Raw genomic sequence first — 17,315 nt, 5'->3', positions numbered from 1 at the left:
AGTGGAGGCCGATCTGCAGCCGGTTCCGCTACTGTCATTGGTATCTGCGGTACTTGCGCCCAAGTCGAGCAATCGATGGCTTATGATAACCATATTCTTATTATGAACTTTCATCCCTGATGGATATAGGGCACTCCCCATAGAGTGTATCCAAAGTCGACAATCTGAACGGTATTCCAACGCTAATTTGCTGCTCGTTATCAGGCATTCGCCTTGGTGGATGCACTAATTTTGTGCGCCTTTATTGGGAGCTAAAAACTCCACCAGCGCTACTATAAGTGCCGATTTGGGATATCAAATTAGCCTGATATTACATTAGCTTGATTGGCTGAAGTATTCCCAGCATGAAAAACTCCTACCCATCATTTTTTTGACTGAAATTGGGCGTCTCTGGTGGATTGAAGCAAGGTGCACAAGGCGGAACCACAGAAAATATAATAAGAGACATACACAATGCGCGCAGCAAGAAGTATTCCTTTCGCTTCAGCCATTCTGATCTATTCGCTTTGCCAACAGGCGCAAGCTTACAAGTTGTATGATGAGGATGATGGAGCAACCTTTCTGAATGCAGATCTGATGGGGGCGGTAGGTTTTTTTACCCTCAATAGAAACTATCTGGGCGATCCTGATAGAAACCCAAGTCGAATGAACTGGCAAGAGGGCATTATCAAGTATGGCTTTAGCGGTGCTACCGATAAAATACCTGCAGGTTCGGTATACGGTGGTTTCAGCCTTCTCAGTACAGGCTCTTTTGGTGATGGCGACCCCGGTGGCGTTACTGCTGGTAACGAGCATGCCACCACGGTTGAAGAGGCCTACATCGGTTGGCGCTCAGGCGAAATGTTTCCTGCGCTGGGTCAAGACGGTGTTGATTTATCCATTGGCCGTCAGTTGGCTGCAACTGATAGTTTCATGGTCGTAGAGGACGGCTTCTCACCAGGCAATGCTTTTAATCCAGACCCCAATCTGCCATACGGTTCGTTCGACCGCGGCGGCGCTTACACTTTGGGGATGCGTTTGGCATTTGCTAACACCGTAGTACTGCGTTTAGGTGGAGATGAAGGCCTGCATGGTGATCTGATGTGGATCAAATCGAATAACCGTATCGAGGGTGAAGCTGAATTTGCAGTTACCAACATTGACTACACCACGGACTTCGGCACCATCGGCACCACTTACATTCAAGGCCTCGATGTGAACAAGAAATGGGTCCAGGGCGTTACTGCCGAGCGCGACAGCCTTAAGGCCTACAGCATTCGTGGTGAAAGTAGATTAGGAATTGAAAATGCTGATTTTGCTTTTGAAGTTGCCCTTCAGAACAACAAAGGTCGCACCGAAAATGGGATGTACTTTGATGTGGGCTACACCTTTGCTGACGCCTTTTGGAAACCCCTGCTGAGCTTCCGACAGTCGCGTTTCAGTAAAGACTGGGATCCGATCTTCCCAGGTGGCTACCGTAAGCGTTTCCCAGGTGAGGTAGGGGCAGGCTATGCCGGTCCTACTACTAATAATTACAAAACGAACGACGTGTTCCTATCGCTTCATCCCACTGATGATCTGTCCCTCAATGCTCAGTACTTCGTATTCACTCAACTGAGTGATCGCGATAAGGGGGACATGGGAGGCAAAGAGCTTGATCTTTCCGTGGATTGGATGGCTACCGAGAACATCGTAGTTTCCCCACTGATTGGTTTCTTTAAACCTAATCGCTGGCTGGGGAATGGTGGCCTACAAAGTGGTGATGACTCCATCGCCACTCTCATGCAGCTAACTGTGTGGTTCACTTATTAATTAGGTTGTGGGCTGCAGAGGACCCAGTCGTGGCTCCGCTGCAGTCTTGAAAATGTCTTATGAAGGCTCAGTCGTGTGCCGCGAGTGACAGAGACGCAAATTCCTACACAAACCTCGGAAACCAATGCATTGCAGCCCCAGGATGTGCAACCTGTTGTCTCTCTGTCGCCCAGATGGCGGTTCGGGCGTGGCGACTCGATTGAATGAAGCGCAGCAGCTGCGGGGCTTTTTTGCAGTGTTTATGGCAGATGTGCGCGGGCGGCTTATAAGTCGCCCGCCTCACAAGATGGGAGAGCTTTAAAACGCAAGGCATCTACCCCTTTCTCTGATAGCGTTACGTGAAAGGGACATGGATGGGTACAGCGAATGGGCAAACCAGGTGTTCCGATGTCTATTCGGGATGAGGACCGTTGATGCCATACGGCTACACGAACGGCCGCTACCTAGTCTTCAAAGGCAATGGCAGCGACGGGGCGCCCTTGGGCCGGATTCACCAGGACGGAAAAGTTCGAAACCTCCGGGGTGAGCCGCTGTACTACATAGACATGGACGAACATGCGTTCTGTTCGATCGATTTTACCTTTCAGGGCACTATACAAAAATGTCGCGACACGTTTTATGTGCTCAGCGACAAAACGCTTTTCACATTTTCGGAGATGAAGGTTAAGCCACTGGGAAACGAGACCGGGGAACAGGCGCTTCACAGGGAGTTCAAAAAGAGGGCGCTAAGTTTGGCAGGGCAGATCGTCCAGGTGAAAAGTGAGATGGTGCAGGCACGCTTGGATATGGCCTGGTCCAATTTAAATCCTTTGCGCCGTTTCCGTGCCTTCCTCACGAGCCGAGCCCGCAGGGAGCGAGCATCGCCAGGGTGGCATTACAGAGGGTTAGAAAGTGCTCATGAGTTCAAATCGGAGTCTGTCCCCATCTCCTCAACGTCACTCGCGACAATGGTCTTGTGGGCTACGGATGCAAGGAAAACGCGGGCAGACCACGATGATGAGGCGATCCGATTACACATGAACTCAAATCGCGGTCTGTCCCCAGCTTTCTGGTCTCCGCCGATTGAGGTGGGATCCATAGCGGCATTTGCAGCAAGTCCCCGTCGTAGCTCGCGCTGGGAAGGCATCCAGTCAATCTATACTCCGCGTTTTGCCCGGACACTCGTCAATTGATTGGGACTTAAATGAAAAAGGTAGTTTTGGCTCTCTCGCTGGCCGCACTGGTAGCCTGCATGCCTTATCAATCAGTGAGCTCGCCAGATCCAAATTGGATGCGTCTGGGTGGCGAAGAGCCTGAAGGTTATCCAAGGACGTTTGTTGAGAACCTGAGCGGCAATTGCGCTCTGGTTACCGAGTCATGGACTGATGGAAGAATCAACGGTCGTCTTTTGTGGGCCAAGAAGCAGTCTCGAAAGGCTGTTGCCTGCCCCTAGGCTCCTGGCAATCTCGGCGATAGAAGTGATGTTGTCCACGAATTTTTAAGTGAACACCACGGTCTTTAAAGCTTCGTTCGAGAGGGTGGCTTCGCCGGACACTAACGTTGATACCGACACTGCAATCGTGTTGCCAGCGTATGCAAAGGCACGCCGCCGCGTATTGATTCTCCTACGCTTGCGTAAGATCTCTCTCGTTGAATGCGTCGTACTTTCGAATATCACCGTGCATCCGCCCCTGCCACTTATTGATGAACTGAGCAGTGTCGACGGAACCAAGGTGAGCGCTGAGTGCGCGTTGGTCAGCCCAACGTTCCGATAAGATCAACCGTCCGGCCCGCTGATCATCTATCCCCGCGTCATAAGAGATGTTTCCCTCACGCTGTCGGGTGGCGACGGAAAGAACATGAAAATCAGCCAGAAATTGGGACAGATCAGCTGGAGCGATGTAGAGGTAACCCGTAATTATTAGCATGTGCTTCCTTCAGCGACGGCCCCGACCCAGCATAGAATGTTGGTCGGGGCATCGGTTACTCAGATGATAAGCACGACCTTACCCTGGATACTGCCCCGTGAAGCTCGCGCATGGGCAGCCGAGGCTTCGGCCAATGGGAATATGCTGTCGATCACGACACGAATGCTACCGTCGTCGAGCAAGCGCCCGGCCTCTGCTAGTTGGGCGCCATCGGAGTGTACCTGTGTCGAGGAAACAGTGACCCCTAAACCAGCTGCTTGATCATGTCCCGAGAAGCCTAGAGGATTGACCAAGAACAGCGAGCCTCCCTGTTTGATAACGCTCAGAAAGCGTTCCATATTCCGGCCGCCGACAGCGTCAATGACTACATCCACATTACTTGCGACTGTTTCGGCCGCGACTTTGGTGTAGTCGATGAACTCATCGGCTCCTAGGTCGCGCAGAAGTCCTTCATGTCTCCCTGAGGCAACTGCTATTACGCGCGCACCTTTCCACTTGGCAATTTGCACTGCCAAGTGCCCAACTCCACCCCCAGCGCCATTAACCAGAACCGTTTTGCCTTCCAGTAAGACAGGTATATGTCGGAACGATTGGAATGGGTTCGGCAAGTCATGACCGGGGTCAATCAAAAACTGCCAGGCAGTGAGCAGGGACATCGGCGCACCGGCTGCCTGTACATGATCTATACCGTTGGGTTTCAAGGCCAGTTCGGATACGGCGACGCGGACGTATTCGGCATAGGCGCCACTGCCTTTCATCAGGTCTTCCGGGAAGCGCACCATTGCGTAGACTTCATCACCCACGCTTAGCCCGGATACCTCGTCGCCAATTGCCGCAACGACGCCCGATATATCGGTGCCAAGGATCAGCGGAAAGGTTGGATCCGGCTGCCATTCAGGCGGCAGCGAACGATAGCCATCTCGCAGGTAGAGGTCTGGTGGGTTGAGACTTGCTGCGTTTATGCGAACCAAGACTTCGCCGGGCCCCGCTAAGGGCCGAGTAACATCTTCATAACGCAAGACTTCGGGGCCACCGAATTCGTGTAGTTGCACCGCTTTCATCATGTCGATCATCATAATCTCGTTCAGAGAATCACTTGGATGACAGAGGTTATGATGATCCAGCGAGGTTGATAATGGCGCTCTGGTTCGCTTTAATGTTGCCATGAAGGCACAAATTGGTCTCGAAAGCCTGACAGGCTTAATCGCGTTCGCCCGCGCTGGTTCTCTAGGTAGCTACACCGCCGCAGCTCGCTCGTTAGCGGTCTCTCCCTCCGCGATAAGCAAAAGCGTGCAGCGGTTGGAGCGTCATTTTGGCGTATCTCTCTTCATACGTACGACACGTTCCCTGACGCTAACAGCGGAAGGCCGAGACCTGCATGAGCGCGCGCTACAACTGCTGCGCCATGCAGAAGAAATCGAGCAGGTCGCGAAGTCAGCACGTTCCGAACCAGCAGGTACATTACGTATCGCGACATCACTCCCAATTGGTCTGCACATGATTGTCCCGGCCATTACGGAATTTCGCAAACGTCACCCTAAAGTGATGGTTGACTTGCGGCTGAGCGACCACTTCGTGGGCCTGGTTGAAGAGGGTGTTGATCTTGCGATACGTATCGGTGACCTTGCAGATTCATCCCTCCTGTCCCGCCGACTCTCGCCATACGGGCTCTGCTGCTACGCCTCGCCAGATTATTTAGCCAGGTGCGGAACCCCTAGGCATCCTGATGAACTGGTGGCGTACGAAACGGTAAATTTGCGTTATCAAAGCACGGGGCAAGTGTTTCGCTGGCCGGTTCGGATCGGGGATAAGGAGATTGAGATATTGCCCTCATCGCCATTGATCGTTGATGCCAGTGAAGCCGTTATAGTGGCGATTGCAGCCGGCGCAGGCATTGGAATGGCAGCCAGCTTTATGGCTGCTCCCTGGGTGAAACGCAAAGAGCTAATCCCGATTCTGTCCGACTTTGCGGTAGACCGGCAAAACATCACGGCCATATGGCCAGAGAGTCGTCGCACCAATCCGGCTGTGCGTGCTTTCCTGGATGTGCTGATCGAAACGCTCTGAACTACCGCACGTCGTTAGCCTTCGCTTGTGACGTTTTCACAGAGTAGCGCTGTACCGGCTGTTTATTTGAAGTGCAAGAATGCGGAGATTCATCTGCTCGCTGCGCTTGGCAAACTTCAAACGCTTGATTTGTGCGATCTCGTGAGTCAGCTTCTCGATAACCGTTTGGTCGCGGTTGATCTTCTTGCCCATGGTGTCGACCTGCGACATCAACTGCGCCGCACCGAACACCACGATCACTCTGGCCAACGCTGTCTCGGTACTGGTACGCACGTCCATCGGCTCGGTGGCGAGCCAAATGGAATCGATGCGAATCATTGGGCGAGTCCACGGATGAATCGGGCGCACCCGTCAGGATCAGAGGTTGGCCACTTCACCGTGAGCATTTGCTGGCCCAGCTATCGGCTTGGCTCGGAAGGAGTGTTCACCGGCCCATTACGCTGCGTGCCCTAGGACGATCAGTCAATGCCAAAGAAACTTCAGGAAAACAAAGCAGTGACGGCTGCAGACATTGAGCGCTCTATCCAGGCACTGAACAAAATGGCAGAACGCCTCTGGGGCGATGGCCGGGAGGCTGAGGCCAAAGCTCTGCTCGATGCCCTGGATGCTTTGAATCGGGCGCTCGACAGGATCAGGATTGGGGAGAGCCGCAGGGTCCTTCATTGAAATGCCTAAACTGAGTTAGCTCGCTAATCGAAGGATCTAGAATGCTCATCGTCTTCAGTGGCCTTCCCGGTACCGGAAAAACAACTATCGCCCATGATCTTGCCGCTACAACAGGCGCCGTGTACCTGCGGATCGATACGATCGAGCAGGCGATTCGAAACTCGGGCGCTCTTGCGCAAGATGTAGGGCGCAGTGGTTACATGGTCGCTAATGAGCTTGCCCTGAGTAATCTTCGATTGGGCCGCACAGTCATCGTTGATTGTGTCAATCCCGTCCTCGAAAGTCGAAGCGCGTGGAGCGAAATCGCCTCACAAGCTGGTGTCCGGTTAGCAAACATCCAGGTGGTTTGTTCCGAAAAAGATGAACATCAGCGCCGGGTCGAAACAAGGATCGCTGATATTCCCGGACTGACTCCACCAACCTGGCAGTCGGTACTGGATCATGAGTATGAGCCGTGGGGCGAAGCTCCGTTTCGCATAGACACAGCTCTAACCTCTCCGGTGCAAGCGGTCTCGATGATTATCAATCGGTTCCTGTCCAGTGAGTAATATCCGCCCGCGAACGCGACCACATCGTTTTCAGCCGTTACTTTCTCCCAGCAACCACTCACTAAAAGCCCGAACCTCCACTTGCCGCTCCCGCCCCGGCACACACACCACGGTGTAACGCGCACCCTCCAGGCGAACCTCTGGTCGATAGCCAACCAATTCCCCACGCACAACTGCCTCAGCCACCAGCACATTACTGGCAAGCACCAGCCCATGCCCGGCAATCGCCGCCTGCAGTGCATGCTGTTCCTCGTCATAACGCCTGAATCGTGCGTTATCCAGCCAGTCCAGAGTGCCAGCCTTGGCGCACCAAGCAGGCCAGTCGACCGCAACGTTTGCGCTGCTCAGCCACGGCACATCGATCAGCTCGACGGGCGAGCCCGCTGCCGGTGGTTGCCAGCCAGGGCGGCAATAGACGCCAAAATACTCGTCCAGCAGAGGCTGCTCGAACAGCTGCGGATCGGGCGTGAACAGGGCGCGGATCGCCAAGTCGATGCTGGCGTCACGCTTCAGGTCCACCACGTCGTTGCTGCTGTGCAGGCTGACGTCGATGTCCGGGTGCAACCGATGAAAACCCCCGAGCCGCGGTATCAGCCACAGGCTGGCGAATGCCGGCGTGGTGCTCACCACCAGAGACTGTGCAGCACAAGGCGGCGACAGCGTCTGCAGGCCTTGCTGAATATCAAGCAGGGCACGGTGCATGAAAGGATGAAGGCGCTCGCCGTCGGCACTCAGGCGCACGTTCTGGCTGGAGCGTTCGAACAGGCGCACGCCAAGGAAGGCTTCAAGGCTTTTGACCTGGTGGGAGATCGCCGCCGGGCTGACGTTCAGTTCCTGGGCCGCTGCCTTGAAGCTGCCCAACCGTGCGGCGGACTCAAAGCCGCGCAAGGCGGTGAGGGGCAGTTTGGCGAACATGGGCGGGTAGGTTACTCAGGGTGAGCGTGGCTCAATTTAGCTCAATTGTGCGCGGGTGCTCAACTTGCCACGCTGTGGTTCCAAGCCCAACCAAGGAGCCCTCCAATGCAAGGCGCACCTCGTAAAATTCTCCAGGCCATACTCTACGAAGCCGGTGGTGTGCTGTTCGTCGCACCGGCGCTGGCGCTGATCTACGGTCAGGGCATGGGCTATTCAACCCTGCTGTCATTGGTTATTTCTGCTGTCGCGCTGGCCTGGAACATGTTTTTCAACGGCCTGTTCGAGTGGTGGGAACGTCGTCAACGCAGCCGCCATCGCAACTGGCAGCGACGACTGCTGCATTCCCTGGGATTTGAAGGCGGCTTGACGCTGATTCTTACCCCCGTGATTGGGGCGTGGCTGGGCATCAGCCTGTGGCTGGCGTTGGTGACTAATCTGGGGTTGTTTGTGTTTTTCTTTTTTTACTCGTTGGTTTTTCAATGGGGATTTGATCGGGTGTTTGATGTTCCGCTTTCGGCGCAGTCCGATCGGCATTCAGTGTCTAACGTCAACGCTTCTTGAATCAGTTGCTCAAAAGCTTGATTACACCAGGATCCGCTATGAGCTGTTCCTCTACCGTTTTGAGGAAGATGTCATTCCTTTGCTTTTATTTCAGAGGACAGCCAATACCATGGCTGGGGCAGTACTGATTTGTTGTCTTGGGTGATTAAACGCTAACTTAGACAGTGCGGGGGCAAACTGGAGCCCCCGATGTTCTTGCCTATCAAGTACTCAGAACTGCGCATTGGACCCAGCTGCTTGAAGTATGGATTTGCAATATGAAACGATGACCCTGTCGGCTTCATTCAGCGGGCGTCCGCCTCTGGAAATAATACGGCCGTCGGGAAGTTGAGACCATGAGTCACTTTCATCCAGGCTCATGTTTCGTTTAGCATATTCGTTCAAACGCTCCAGGCACATATAGGGAAGGTCGTTAGTCGTCAGGGCCGCTGTGATGATTTTTTGTGTGGCGTCAGCGGTTATCTGGGACGTACCCCTTACCGGCGTTCCAATTTCCCCTGAAGTTTTACCACTGACTGAGTTGTTTTTGTTCTCATCGATAGCCTTCTTGAGCTCTGCTTCTTTTCCGGTTAATTCAGCTACCTTCGCTTTGGCTGCGTCAGAAGGTGTATCGGTCACCGCTTTTTTTGCAGTCGCCAGCTCACTCTGAACGGCGGTCAACTCTTGCCGCTGGGCTGCTAATCCTGCGACTGATGCGCTGCCAGAGGACGATAGATACACGGCCGGAGCCATTGCACTCTGGTTCAGTTCTTCCACGGCTGCTAATGCCACCGAGTAACGCTGGAGCCTTGCCAGGAAAAAATTATATTGTGCGTCATCGAGCGTGTCATTCATGCGCGCCTCGCAGAGTCTATAGAATTCATCTCTGAAGAGCTGAATGTTCTTTGACCTGACGCCAATGTAGGCTGCCGAAGTTTGTACTGCGGCTGCCAATTCCGCCCTGGCTCTATCACTCAGAGTGCCGGACGCAGCGAGTTGAGCCGCATAGGCCTGCATTGCATCAGGGCTCGGTTCCGCACAAATGGTGTCGTTACCGCTTACAATTGCTCTCTGGTTAATATCTATGAATACGGATTTCTGTCTTTCTTTGGCTATTTGAGGAAGCTGGAAGTCATGAGTTCTATATATGCTGTTCCAGTTTGCATTGCAGCCATGTAAAAGTAACGCAGCCATTATCAATGGTAGTGTTTTCATCTGCTGTTCCTTTGCATTGTTTTTTTTTGTGGGGCTAAGGCTCAGAATAGTCGGGCTTCTGTGTGCTGCCATTATTTTTAAGGGGATTAAGGGGGTATTGGTGCGGGTGTTTAAAATGCTGACAGATATGTATCGCTTACTTAACACTTTGCTGGGGGCGGGGGAACAATCGGATGCCGGATGCTAGAAGAACTCATCCAGAAGCCGATAAAAGTAAATTCGCTCCTGATCGGTTTCGACCTCTGCGTATCGCTGCAGAAATGGCGCTACCCATTGGTTACCTAACTTTTCGGCGATGTTTCGGGTGGCCAGGGCCAGGTCCTGATATCGATCCGCGACGCCTAGCCGACCGCAATCAATGAAGCCCATAAAGCGCCCGTTTTCGACGATGATATTGGGCATGCACGTCGTCATGGGGCACGACAAGGTCCTGCTCGGCAGGTTGGCGTTCAATCGAAAGACTGCGGCATCCGAACAGGCCAAGAGTCATTTGGCGCAGTCGTGACGCTGGAAGCTCTCCCGTCAACGAATCGGGAGTTTCGTGATCATTTGCTCCTGTAATGGGGCGGCGATTGATTCGTCCTCGGTGTTCACCTCAGCTCTCTGGATAGCCTGGATCGACCCTTGTGAAACCATATCTTGACCCGACCGGGCAGGGTGTCATTGGTCGGCGACTCGTCTAGACCGGGGGTTTATGCCGGGCTAAGGGTTGTCACGCAGGTTGATGGCGACTACCCTGAAAATGTTCGGATTGTTACGAGAGATTTCGAGCGTGGCGATTTTCGGTCAACCCACTTAAGGACGAGGTGAACACAATGTTTTCTCATGAAGGTACTGCAATAGAGGTTCTTCTCTTCATTTTTGGCTTTGCTGGGTTTGCCCTGGCGCTGTGGTTTTTTCACTCCTATTTTGAGCGCAAGAGAGGAAAAGGTGTAAAAAAACAACATTTCGATCGTTGAGCACCCGCTGTTGCTTTCTTTCGCAGGTATGTAATCCCCAGAAACAACAAGCCCGCACACTCATGATGAGGCGCGGGCTCTTGATGACCCTAGCCTGCAATCAGAGGCGCATGCCTTTGAACGGGTTCCAGCCTTGCTCGCCTTTCACTTCCTTGAGGTAGTAGGCGTAGTTGGCCATGAGTGCGTACATCATCGACATGGCGATGCTCAGGCCTGTACTCAACGGCCGGGGAAACTCCATGCCGAGGATTGCGAAAATCACGCTCAATGCGATATTGATCGCCAGGAAAATACCCAGCAGGGCGAGATTTTTCTTCCAGAGGCCGAGGACGAACAGGTAGATAGGGCCGAAGAAAAACGCAATCACGTTGGCGTTGATGAGGATTTTCTTCTTGACGCCTGGCAGCGTCTTGACGGCTTCCTTGTAGCGCGGGTCGTTTGGCGCGCCGTAAGTGTCAAAGAAGTCAAAGCGTTCCTGCCATTTAGCGCTGTATTTACCCGTGCTTTGTACTTGTTCAGTTGTGCTCATTTTGCAAGGCTCCTGCTTTCCATTAGTAATTTTTCTTTCTTCCAAGAAATCCTGTGCTCTGTTTCTAGCGCATTGATTGCTTTGATCTTTGACGAAGGGCGCGAGTGAATCGCCTGAGGTGTTTATTTTGCCGTTTTATGGCCATGGGTGTGGAACATTCCGCACTGGCCACTTGAGCGGTCGCCTGGTCTGTGACGTGCTTCACTCTATTTTTTCAATGGGGGCCCCGGCCGAACGGCACCGTGGGCAGGATCATCAGATCCTGGGCCGGCGTCAGGCGCTGTACGAGCAAGCCCAGGAGAGACACCCGGAACTGCTCTGTTCTCGACCTGCTGCTCCCGATCCGGCTTTGAGCGTCATTCCATCAGCCAGCAGAAGCTGGATACGGGCCCGCTCGACAAGGGCCTGCCCCCAGCGTATTCATCCTCATCCAACCTTGCAGCGTAATGAGGTCAGAAGGCGATAAAGGGAAGGGCGAAGCTGGCCTTCAGGAGCGGCTGACGCTGTCTCCGTAGACGCGGATCATGTCCAGCAGGTTCTTGACCCGCAATGGCAGGTTGCCGGCTGGATAGACCGCATGCATGCGCGGGTCTTCACCCGTGCTGGAGGTCAGCTTGTACTCGGGGAACACCCGCGCCAGGCGTCCCGCCGCCACTTCCGGCTCCGCCAGCCAGTCGGCCAGGCGAGCAATCCCGGCACCGGCCAGCGCAGCCTGGAACACCGCCGCGCCGGAGCTGAAGCGAAACTTGGGGTGCACGCGAAAGCTGCCGGCCTGGCCCGGCCCACGAAAATTCCATTCCTTGAGAATCCGCGGCGCCGTGTGCAGGATCAATGCGTGCTGTTCCAGCGCCTCGATGGACGCCGGCAGCCCGCATCGCTCCAGGTAGCCAGGGCTGGCGTAGAGGTAGCGCGAATAGCTCCACAACGGGTAGCCGATCAGGTCGCTGGATTGTGGAAAGGCGCCGCGAATCGAAAAGTCCAGCTTGCCCTTGACCGGATCGACCGCTGCATCGGTGAAGATCACATCCACGCTGACATCGGGATAACGCTGGCTGTACTGGGTGATCAACCCGGGGACCACCGTGTGGGCCAAGGATTCCGGTGCGGAAAAGCGGATCCAGCCGGTGGCCAGGCCGCTGAGCCCGGCCAGGTCCTCGTCCGCCTCACGTTGCAGATCGAGCATTCTGTAGGCGTGGGGCAGTAGCCGCTCGCCGGCCTCGGTCAGCGTCACGGCATTGGCCGAGCGATTGAACAGCTTGACCCCGCTGCGTTCTTCCAGCCCTTGAATGGCGCGGGTCAGCGAGCTGGGGGAGCGCCCCAGGCTGCGGGCTGCGACGACAAAGCTGCGCTTGCGGGCCACCGTCGCAAAGGCTTCAAGATCAGCCAACATATCCAGTGCCACCGACTACCTCATTGCACTTTTCACAATATGACATTGCAACACAAAAAAGCCCCTTCCGTTAGCCTTCCCGCTCTCAGCACAGGGACGTAGGTAAACAGGAGCGATGGATATGTCAACGCTGGATGAAACACTCAGAAAAGCAACCGCCCTTGCGGGCGAAGTGACCCACGAATGGCTGGTGCCAAAAGCCCCCCTCTCGACAGAACAGCCCTTGGTCGAATTACAGCTTTCCTACGAAGAAAACAGAAAATTTCACAACGAACTCAGCCATTTCGCAATCAGCGACAGCGCCTGCGGCCTGCGGCAGATGCCGGCCCTCGGACGCTGCCTGGAGCAACTGCTGGCTCCGGAAAAACTCCGCTTGCTGCGTGACTTCCAGCACTGCGACGAGGTGGCGCTGGTGATCCGTGGCCTGCCGGTCGACGCGCAGTTGCCGGCGACGCCCTACGATGGCAACCCGGATATTGCCGAACTGCCGGTGGTCGCCGGGGCGATCCTGGCGGTACTCGCCGTGCTCGGCACCTGCCCGGTGGGCTACCAGGGCGAGAGCGAGGACAGCGTATTTCGCCATGTCTCGCCCAAGCGGCAGCGGGAAACCGAGAAGAGTTCTTACGGCTCGCGCCTGGACCTGGGCATGCATGTCGACAACCCACACTTGCCGCTCAGCTGCGAGGCCGTGCAGCAGTTGTCCGCCTGCCCCGAGTACCTGAGCCTGACCGGCTTGCGCTGCGAACTGACGGTGCCGACGCGGATCGTCGCGATTACCGACGTGCTCAACATGCTGCCGGACTTCGTCGAGCAGGAGCTGCTGCGCCCGAGCTTTTCGGTACGCCGGCCGGACTCGTTCGCCCGCCAGGGCAAGGTCCTGGAACATGTCCCACTGCTCTACCGGCCCAGCAGCGGCGGCCTGCACTGTCGCTACAACATGGCCAGCGTCAGCGCTCACTGCGAGCACTCGCGACTGGCCCTGCAACTGTTCGCCGCCGCCGCCAATCACCCCGACGTGGTCCGCTCGGTACTGCTGCAGCCCGGCGACATGCTGATCTTCAAGAACCAGCAGACCCTGCACGCGCGTGATGGCTTCGCGCCGCGTTACGACGGTCTGGACCGCTGGATGCTTAGGGTCTTTGGCGTCAACGACCGCAAGCGCCTGCTCCCGCTCTCGACCACCCACCCCTTTATTGCCAGAGCCTGATTCAATGTTCGATATCGTCCTGCTATGTGTCTTCGCCTTCGCCGCCGGCCTGATCGATGCGGCCGTCGGTGGCGGCGGCCTGATCCAGATCCCGGCACTGTTCAATGTGCTGCCCGGCGCCCAGCCCGCCGCCCTGCTCGGCACCAACAAGGTCGCGGCGGCCTGCGGCACGGCCTTTGCCGCGCGCTCGTTCGTGCGCAAGGTGGTGATCGACTGGAGCCTGGTGGTTCCTGCCGCCGGCGCGGCCTTTGTCATGGCCTTCGCTGGCGCGGCGACGGTATCGATCGTGCCGCAGGCACTGATGCGCCCGGCGGTATTGGTGCTAATCATGCTGATGGCGATCTACACCTTCTGGAAAAAGGACTTCGGCAGCCTGCACAAGCCCATGCGCATCGGCACCAAGGAGAAGCTGCTGGCGGTACTGGTCGGTGGCGCCATCGGTTTCTACGACGGTTTGTTCGGACCGGGCACCGGCAGCTTCCTGATCTTCCTGTTCATTCGCTGCTTCGCCTTTGACTTCCTGCACGCCTCGGCGTCGGCCAAGCTGGTGAATATCGCCACCAATGTCGCGGCGCTGCTGTTCTTTATCCCGAGCGGCAACGTGCTCTACTTGGTAGCGCTGCCGATGGCGCTGTTCAATATCCTCGGCGCGCTGACCGGCACCTGGCTGGCGGTACGCAAGGGGGTGCCCTTTGTCCGCGCGCTGTTCCTGGTGCTGCTGGTGATCCTGATCAGCAAGCTGTCCTATGACCTGATCCTCCAAGGCTGATCCACCGCAGGCGGCGAACCGCTCCAACTGCAATACGAAGCCCCTTCGAGCCGCTGGTCAGCCGCGATGTCAAACAGGCGGTCGGCCAGCTGAAGGAACTGGTGCGCTAGCACCTGGAAAACTTGGTGACACCTCGCGGTGAATATATCTGGGTGGAAACCAACGCCTTACCGGAGGACGTTTTTCGAGCGTTCCCGATGCTCGCGAAGACGGGTTCTGTTTCTACACACCGAACTATATGAATGACGGTCTGAGGGCGGAAAGCGGGTTGTTCAGTTTCGGCTACGAGGTAGAGGGCAGTTTTCCAGCGTCAGGCGCATCAAGTCATCATAAGAAAACAGAGCGTGGCGACGGTGTTTTCCGAGCTGTTGTTGATGAATTTCAGTTCGAAGCTTGTTTATGGCGACCTGGAAGGACTGCGCAAGGATTTGAGGTTCACCCATTTTGCTGGTTTTGCCACGCGCAATCTCTAAGGCTCGGTGGGTTGAGTTGTGCATTGACCCGCCAAACAGTATTCGACATGCAGATTCAGCCCCATACTCTCGGTTTTTGCACCGCAGATATTCAGAAGAGGCCCTGTTTTGTCGAATGTTGAACCCCACCTGCACGCGCTGACGTTGAATCACATCTACGACGGTTTCAAACAGCTGACCCCCATCTCTCTTTTCGTCGTCGTGTTCGGAGTGGCGTTCGGCCTGGCCGCTGCGCAAACGGGCTTGAGTGATACGTCAGCCGTGCTCATGAGCGCGCTGGTCTTTGCCGGCGCTTCTCAATTTGCCGCACTGGATCTATGGGGACAGCAAGTCCCGGTCGTTCCGCTGATGATTACCGTCTTCGCCATCAACGCCCGGCACTTGTTGATGGGCGCGACCCTGTATCCGTGGCTGCGGGAGTTACCCGTGGCCAAACGCTACGGTGTCATGCTGGTTGTTTCGGACGCCAACTGGGCCATGGCGATGCAGGCGTTCAGTCGCGGCAAGCCGGGGCTCGGGATTTTGTTCGGCGGTGGCATTGCGCTCTGGGTCACTTGGATTCTGGGCAGTTGGCTGGGACTTCATTTTGGTAGCGCCATTGAGAACCCGGTCAGCTTTGGCCTCGATATGGTGATGGGGTGTTTCTTGCTGGCGATGGTCGTTGGCGGGAAGAAAAACCTGCGCATGTTCATCATCTGGACCGTGGCGGCCTGTTCATCACTGTTGGCCTACTGGTATTTGCCGGCGAATAGTCATGTCGTGGTCGGCGCTTTGGCGGGGGGAGTTTTGGGCGCGCTGTGGATGGAGAAAAAACAATGAATATCGAAACAGCGGGTTACGGCACATTGATCGTCATATTGATCATGGCCGTCGTGACATTGGCGACTCGGTGGGGCGGTGTTTTCGTGATGTCGTTCGTGCCGATCAACTATAGGGTGCAGCAGTTCATCACGGCCATGTCGGGCTCAGTGTTGGTGGCGGTGCTGGCTCCGCTGGCTGTAAAAGGTGATAACGGCGCGCGCCTGGCTCTGCTGAGCACGGCCATTGTCATGTTGATACTTAAAAAGCCGCTGCCAGCGATTGCGGCCGGCATACTTGCAGCTGCTTTAGCCAGGCAGTTCTAAAAGGCCGAGTCACCCGCCAACAAGCGGGTGATGGGCTTCAAGCAATCCGCTGCACTGGACGCTTCCAAGGAAGAAGACGTTAGTAGCTGCTTGGTTTGACCTGGAATAGATTCGGGAAATGGATTGGCAGCCTTTTGCTGCTTTTTCTTGTTCCCGTTTTTTCTTTTTACATGCATTGACTATGCTGCTTGCTTAAATCATGGAGGATGTGAGCAATGGATGCAGCCGGCTTTGACAAGTTGTCTAACGTCGTTTCGTTCAATGGGTTGGTGGGGACCGCAGGACTGGGAAATTGTATTGCCGTTGCTGGGTTCAATACGGGTAACGGCAGAATGGCCATGGCTCATTACAACACGCTTTTTTGTGCGAATGGCGAAGGCGACCCATGGAATGAACTATCGCTGCGAAATTTTCATAAGTGGTTTGTCGGTGAGACCAAGACCAATCAATTCATGATTGGCCTTGGCGCCGTTTGGTTCAATACGGCGGCCTCAACGGGCAAGAAGAACCGTCAAGGTTATCCGCTGATGGATGATCGGCGCTTTCAACTTATCAGGCTGATCGCGCAGGTGTTTGATTATGAGCCGATCCACGCAAGTCTTTGTTTTACTTTCACAGTGGCAAGTGGCCTGCCAATCCTTACCCCCCACCCGGACGAAACAATCATGCCTAGCGGTTGGGCGCAGGCCGGCAAAGACATCCCCTACGGTAAGTTCTGACGCCTGACCAGCCTTTCATCTATCCATACTCATCGCTGCGGCCGGGTCATTCATCGGCGCTCTAAATGGTGTCGTCATGAAAACCGATGTCATTGCAGAGGCGATGAGTTCCAGCCAACACCCGGGTCAAAAGCTCAGGGCCGCCTCCCCAAACGAGTGATCCTGAACCCCAGCCATGAAGTGCAGCGGCATCTGCTGCTTCGTCTCGAGGGGTGGAATTTCAAAACTCCCCACGACTTGACCGTGAAGCGCACTCAGCCGTATCGACTCCTCTTCCTTTGCCTTTGCCATTCTCGCGTGGTTCGCTGCGATTTCGTTGAGAGTTGACACGGTACATCTCCATTGGCTGACTAAGCATTGATAAATTTGCCGCCGCGTCAGAATTACGTCGTTCTTGGCTGCTAACACAGGCCCGTGCAAACCCTAAGCCAGGCGTGGTCGTCTATTCAGCCGCTAAGTTTAACAGGCGACGAGTGGCGGGGTTGCCTGTCCTAGG

19 protein-coding genes and 2 pseudogenes are annotated in these 17,315 nt (G+C 55.3%); 12 read left to right on the top strand and 9 right to left on the bottom strand.

What is annotated here, in order from left to right; genetic code table 11:
• Nucleotides 1-453: 453 nt before the first annotated feature.
• Nucleotides 454-1,791 (top strand): hypothetical protein, encoded by a 1,338-nt coding sequence (locus SGN16_RS19465; RefSeq protein WP_335944415.1) that lies wholly within the window; start codon nucleotides 454-456, stop codon nucleotides 1,789-1,791.
• Between the two features lie 413 nt (nucleotides 1,792-2,204).
• Nucleotides 2,205-2,963: a hypothetical protein gene (locus SGN16_RS19460; protein ID WP_335944414.1), complete on the top strand. Its 759-nt coding sequence runs from the start codon at nucleotides 2,205-2,207 to the stop codon at nucleotides 2,961-2,963.
• Nucleotides 2,964-3,395: 432 nt separating this feature from the next.
• On the opposite strand, the gene SGN16_RS19455 is transcribed toward SGN16_RS19460, so the two are convergent.
• Nucleotides 3,396-3,698, bottom strand: a complete 303-nt coding sequence (locus SGN16_RS19455) for an antibiotic biosynthesis monooxygenase (RefSeq protein WP_335944413.1) — start codon at nucleotides 3,696-3,698, stop codon at nucleotides 3,396-3,398.
• Nucleotides 3,699-3,757: 59 nt separating this feature from the next.
• Nucleotides 3,758-4,771, bottom strand: coding sequence for an NADP-dependent oxidoreductase (locus SGN16_RS19450; protein ID WP_335944412.1), 1,014 nt, complete (start codon nucleotides 4,769-4,771; stop codon nucleotides 3,758-3,760).
• A gap of 91 nt (nucleotides 4,772-4,862) precedes the next feature.
• Here SGN16_RS19450 and SGN16_RS19445 point away from each other — a divergent pair, with 91 nt between their 5' ends.
• Complete coding sequence (locus SGN16_RS19445) at nucleotides 4,863-5,765, top strand: LysR substrate-binding domain-containing protein (protein ID WP_335944411.1); 903 nt, start codon at nucleotides 4,863-4,865, stop codon at nucleotides 5,763-5,765.
• Nucleotides 5,766-5,852: 87 nt separating this feature from the next.
• On the opposite strand, the pseudogene SGN16_RS19440 reads toward SGN16_RS19445, so the two are convergent.
• Nucleotides 5,853-6,044 (bottom strand): annotated as a pseudogene (locus SGN16_RS19440) (hypothetical protein); the annotation flags it as partial.
• Between the two features lie 186 nt (nucleotides 6,045-6,230).
• Between SGN16_RS19440 and SGN16_RS19435 the strand changes: the two are divergent.
• Both SGN16_RS19435 and SGN16_RS19430 read left to right on the top strand, forming a co-directional pair.
• Nucleotides 6,231-6,431, top strand: a complete 201-nt coding sequence (locus SGN16_RS19435) for a hypothetical protein (protein WP_134925090.1) — start codon at nucleotides 6,231-6,233, stop codon at nucleotides 6,429-6,431.
• Nucleotides 6,432-6,472: 41 nt separating this feature from the next.
• Nucleotides 6,473-6,979 (top strand): AAA family ATPase, encoded by a 507-nt coding sequence (locus SGN16_RS19430; protein WP_335944410.1) that lies wholly within the window; start codon nucleotides 6,473-6,475, stop codon nucleotides 6,977-6,979.
• A 30-nt stretch (nucleotides 6,980-7,009) separates the two neighbouring features.
• On the opposite strand, the gene SGN16_RS19425 is transcribed toward SGN16_RS19430, so the two are convergent.
• Nucleotides 7,010-7,894, bottom strand: a complete 885-nt coding sequence (locus tag SGN16_RS19425) for a LysR substrate-binding domain-containing protein (RefSeq protein ID WP_335944409.1) — start codon at nucleotides 7,892-7,894, stop codon at nucleotides 7,010-7,012.
• Between the two features lie 105 nt (nucleotides 7,895-7,999).
• On the opposite strand from SGN16_RS19425, the gene SGN16_RS19420 reads away from it, so the two are divergent.
• Entirely contained in the window at nucleotides 8,000-8,455 is a 456-nt protein-coding gene (locus SGN16_RS19420) for a PACE efflux transporter (protein WP_210639617.1), read from the top strand.
• A gap of 210 nt (nucleotides 8,456-8,665) precedes the next feature.
• Here the strand turns inward: SGN16_RS19420 and SGN16_RS19415 are convergent, their stop codons facing one another.
• The gene (locus tag SGN16_RS19415) at nucleotides 8,666-9,649 is read right to left on the bottom strand and encodes a hypothetical protein (RefSeq protein ID WP_335944408.1); all 984 of its coding nucleotides are present in this window, start codon (nucleotides 9,647-9,649) and stop codon (nucleotides 8,666-8,668) included.
• Nucleotides 9,650-9,832: 183 nt separating this feature from the next.
• Nucleotides 9,833-10,082, bottom strand: a pseudogene (locus SGN16_RS19410) (phosphotransferase); the annotation flags it as partial.
• A 382-nt stretch (nucleotides 10,083-10,464) separates the two neighbouring features.
• Here SGN16_RS19410 and SGN16_RS19405 point away from each other — a divergent pair.
• Nucleotides 10,465-10,608 carry a hypothetical protein gene (locus SGN16_RS19405; protein ID WP_335944407.1) on the top strand — a complete coding sequence of 48 codons (144 nt, stop codon included), beginning with the start codon at nucleotides 10,465-10,467 and terminating at the stop codon, nucleotides 10,606-10,608.
• 100 nt (nucleotides 10,609-10,708) lie between these two features.
• On the opposite strand, the gene SGN16_RS19400 is transcribed toward SGN16_RS19405, so the two are convergent.
• Together SGN16_RS19400 and SGN16_RS19395 are read right to left on the bottom strand one after the other, a co-directional pair.
• On the bottom strand, nucleotides 10,709-11,137 hold the full coding sequence (locus tag SGN16_RS19400; protein WP_210639614.1) for a DUF2628 domain-containing protein: 429 nt from the start codon (nucleotides 11,135-11,137) through the stop codon (nucleotides 10,709-10,711).
• Between the two features lie 487 nt (nucleotides 11,138-11,624).
• A complete protein-coding gene (locus SGN16_RS19395) occupies nucleotides 11,625-12,539 on the bottom strand; it encodes a LysR family transcriptional regulator (RefSeq protein WP_210639613.1) in 915 nt (304 codons plus the stop codon).
• 109 nt (nucleotides 12,540-12,648) lie between these two features.
• Between SGN16_RS19395 and SGN16_RS19390 the strand changes: the two genes are divergently transcribed.
• The 5 genes from SGN16_RS19390 (at nucleotide 12,649) to SGN16_RS19370 (ending at nucleotide 16,819) form a co-directional block, all read left to right on the top strand.
• Complete coding sequence (locus tag SGN16_RS19390; protein WP_335944406.1) at nucleotides 12,649-13,734, top strand: TauD/TfdA family dioxygenase; 1,086 nt, start codon at nucleotides 12,649-12,651, stop codon at nucleotides 13,732-13,734.
• 4 nt (nucleotides 13,735-13,738) lie between these two features.
• Nucleotides 13,739-14,503: a TSUP family transporter gene (locus SGN16_RS19385; RefSeq protein ID WP_210639611.1), complete on the top strand. Its 765-nt coding sequence runs from the start codon at nucleotides 13,739-13,741 to the stop codon at nucleotides 14,501-14,503.
• 581 nt (nucleotides 14,504-15,084) lie between these two features.
• The gene (locus SGN16_RS19380) at nucleotides 15,085-15,795 is read left to right on the top strand and encodes an AzlC family ABC transporter permease (protein ID WP_335944405.1); all 711 of its coding nucleotides are present in this window, start codon (nucleotides 15,085-15,087) and stop codon (nucleotides 15,793-15,795) included.
• Nucleotides 15,792-16,100 carry an AzlD domain-containing protein gene (locus SGN16_RS19375; RefSeq protein WP_058542900.1) on the top strand — a complete coding sequence of 103 codons (309 nt, stop codon included), beginning with the start codon at nucleotides 15,792-15,794 and terminating at the stop codon, nucleotides 16,098-16,100. Before SGN16_RS19380 ends, SGN16_RS19375 begins: the two co-directional genes overlap by 4 nt.
• Before the next feature lie 215 nt (nucleotides 16,101-16,315).
• Complete coding sequence (locus SGN16_RS19370) at nucleotides 16,316-16,819, top strand: hypothetical protein (RefSeq protein WP_210639608.1); 504 nt, start codon at nucleotides 16,316-16,318, stop codon at nucleotides 16,817-16,819.
• 126 nt (nucleotides 16,820-16,945) lie between these two features.
• Here the strand turns inward: SGN16_RS19370 and SGN16_RS19365 are convergent, their stop codons facing one another.
• Nucleotides 16,946-17,149 carry a hypothetical protein gene (locus SGN16_RS19365; protein ID WP_210639607.1) on the bottom strand — a complete coding sequence of 68 codons (204 nt, stop codon included), beginning with the start codon at nucleotides 17,147-17,149 and terminating at the stop codon, nucleotides 16,946-16,948.
• Between the last annotated feature and the right edge of the window lie 166 nt (nucleotides 17,150-17,315).

This window comes from Pseudomonas sp. G166 (assembly GCF_037027455.2).
Classification (GTDB): domain Bacteria; phylum Pseudomonadota; class Gammaproteobacteria; order Pseudomonadales; family Pseudomonadaceae; genus Aquipseudomonas.
The sequence above is the reverse complement of the archived record's forward strand: the minus strand, read 5'-3'. Positions and strand labels throughout refer to the sequence as shown.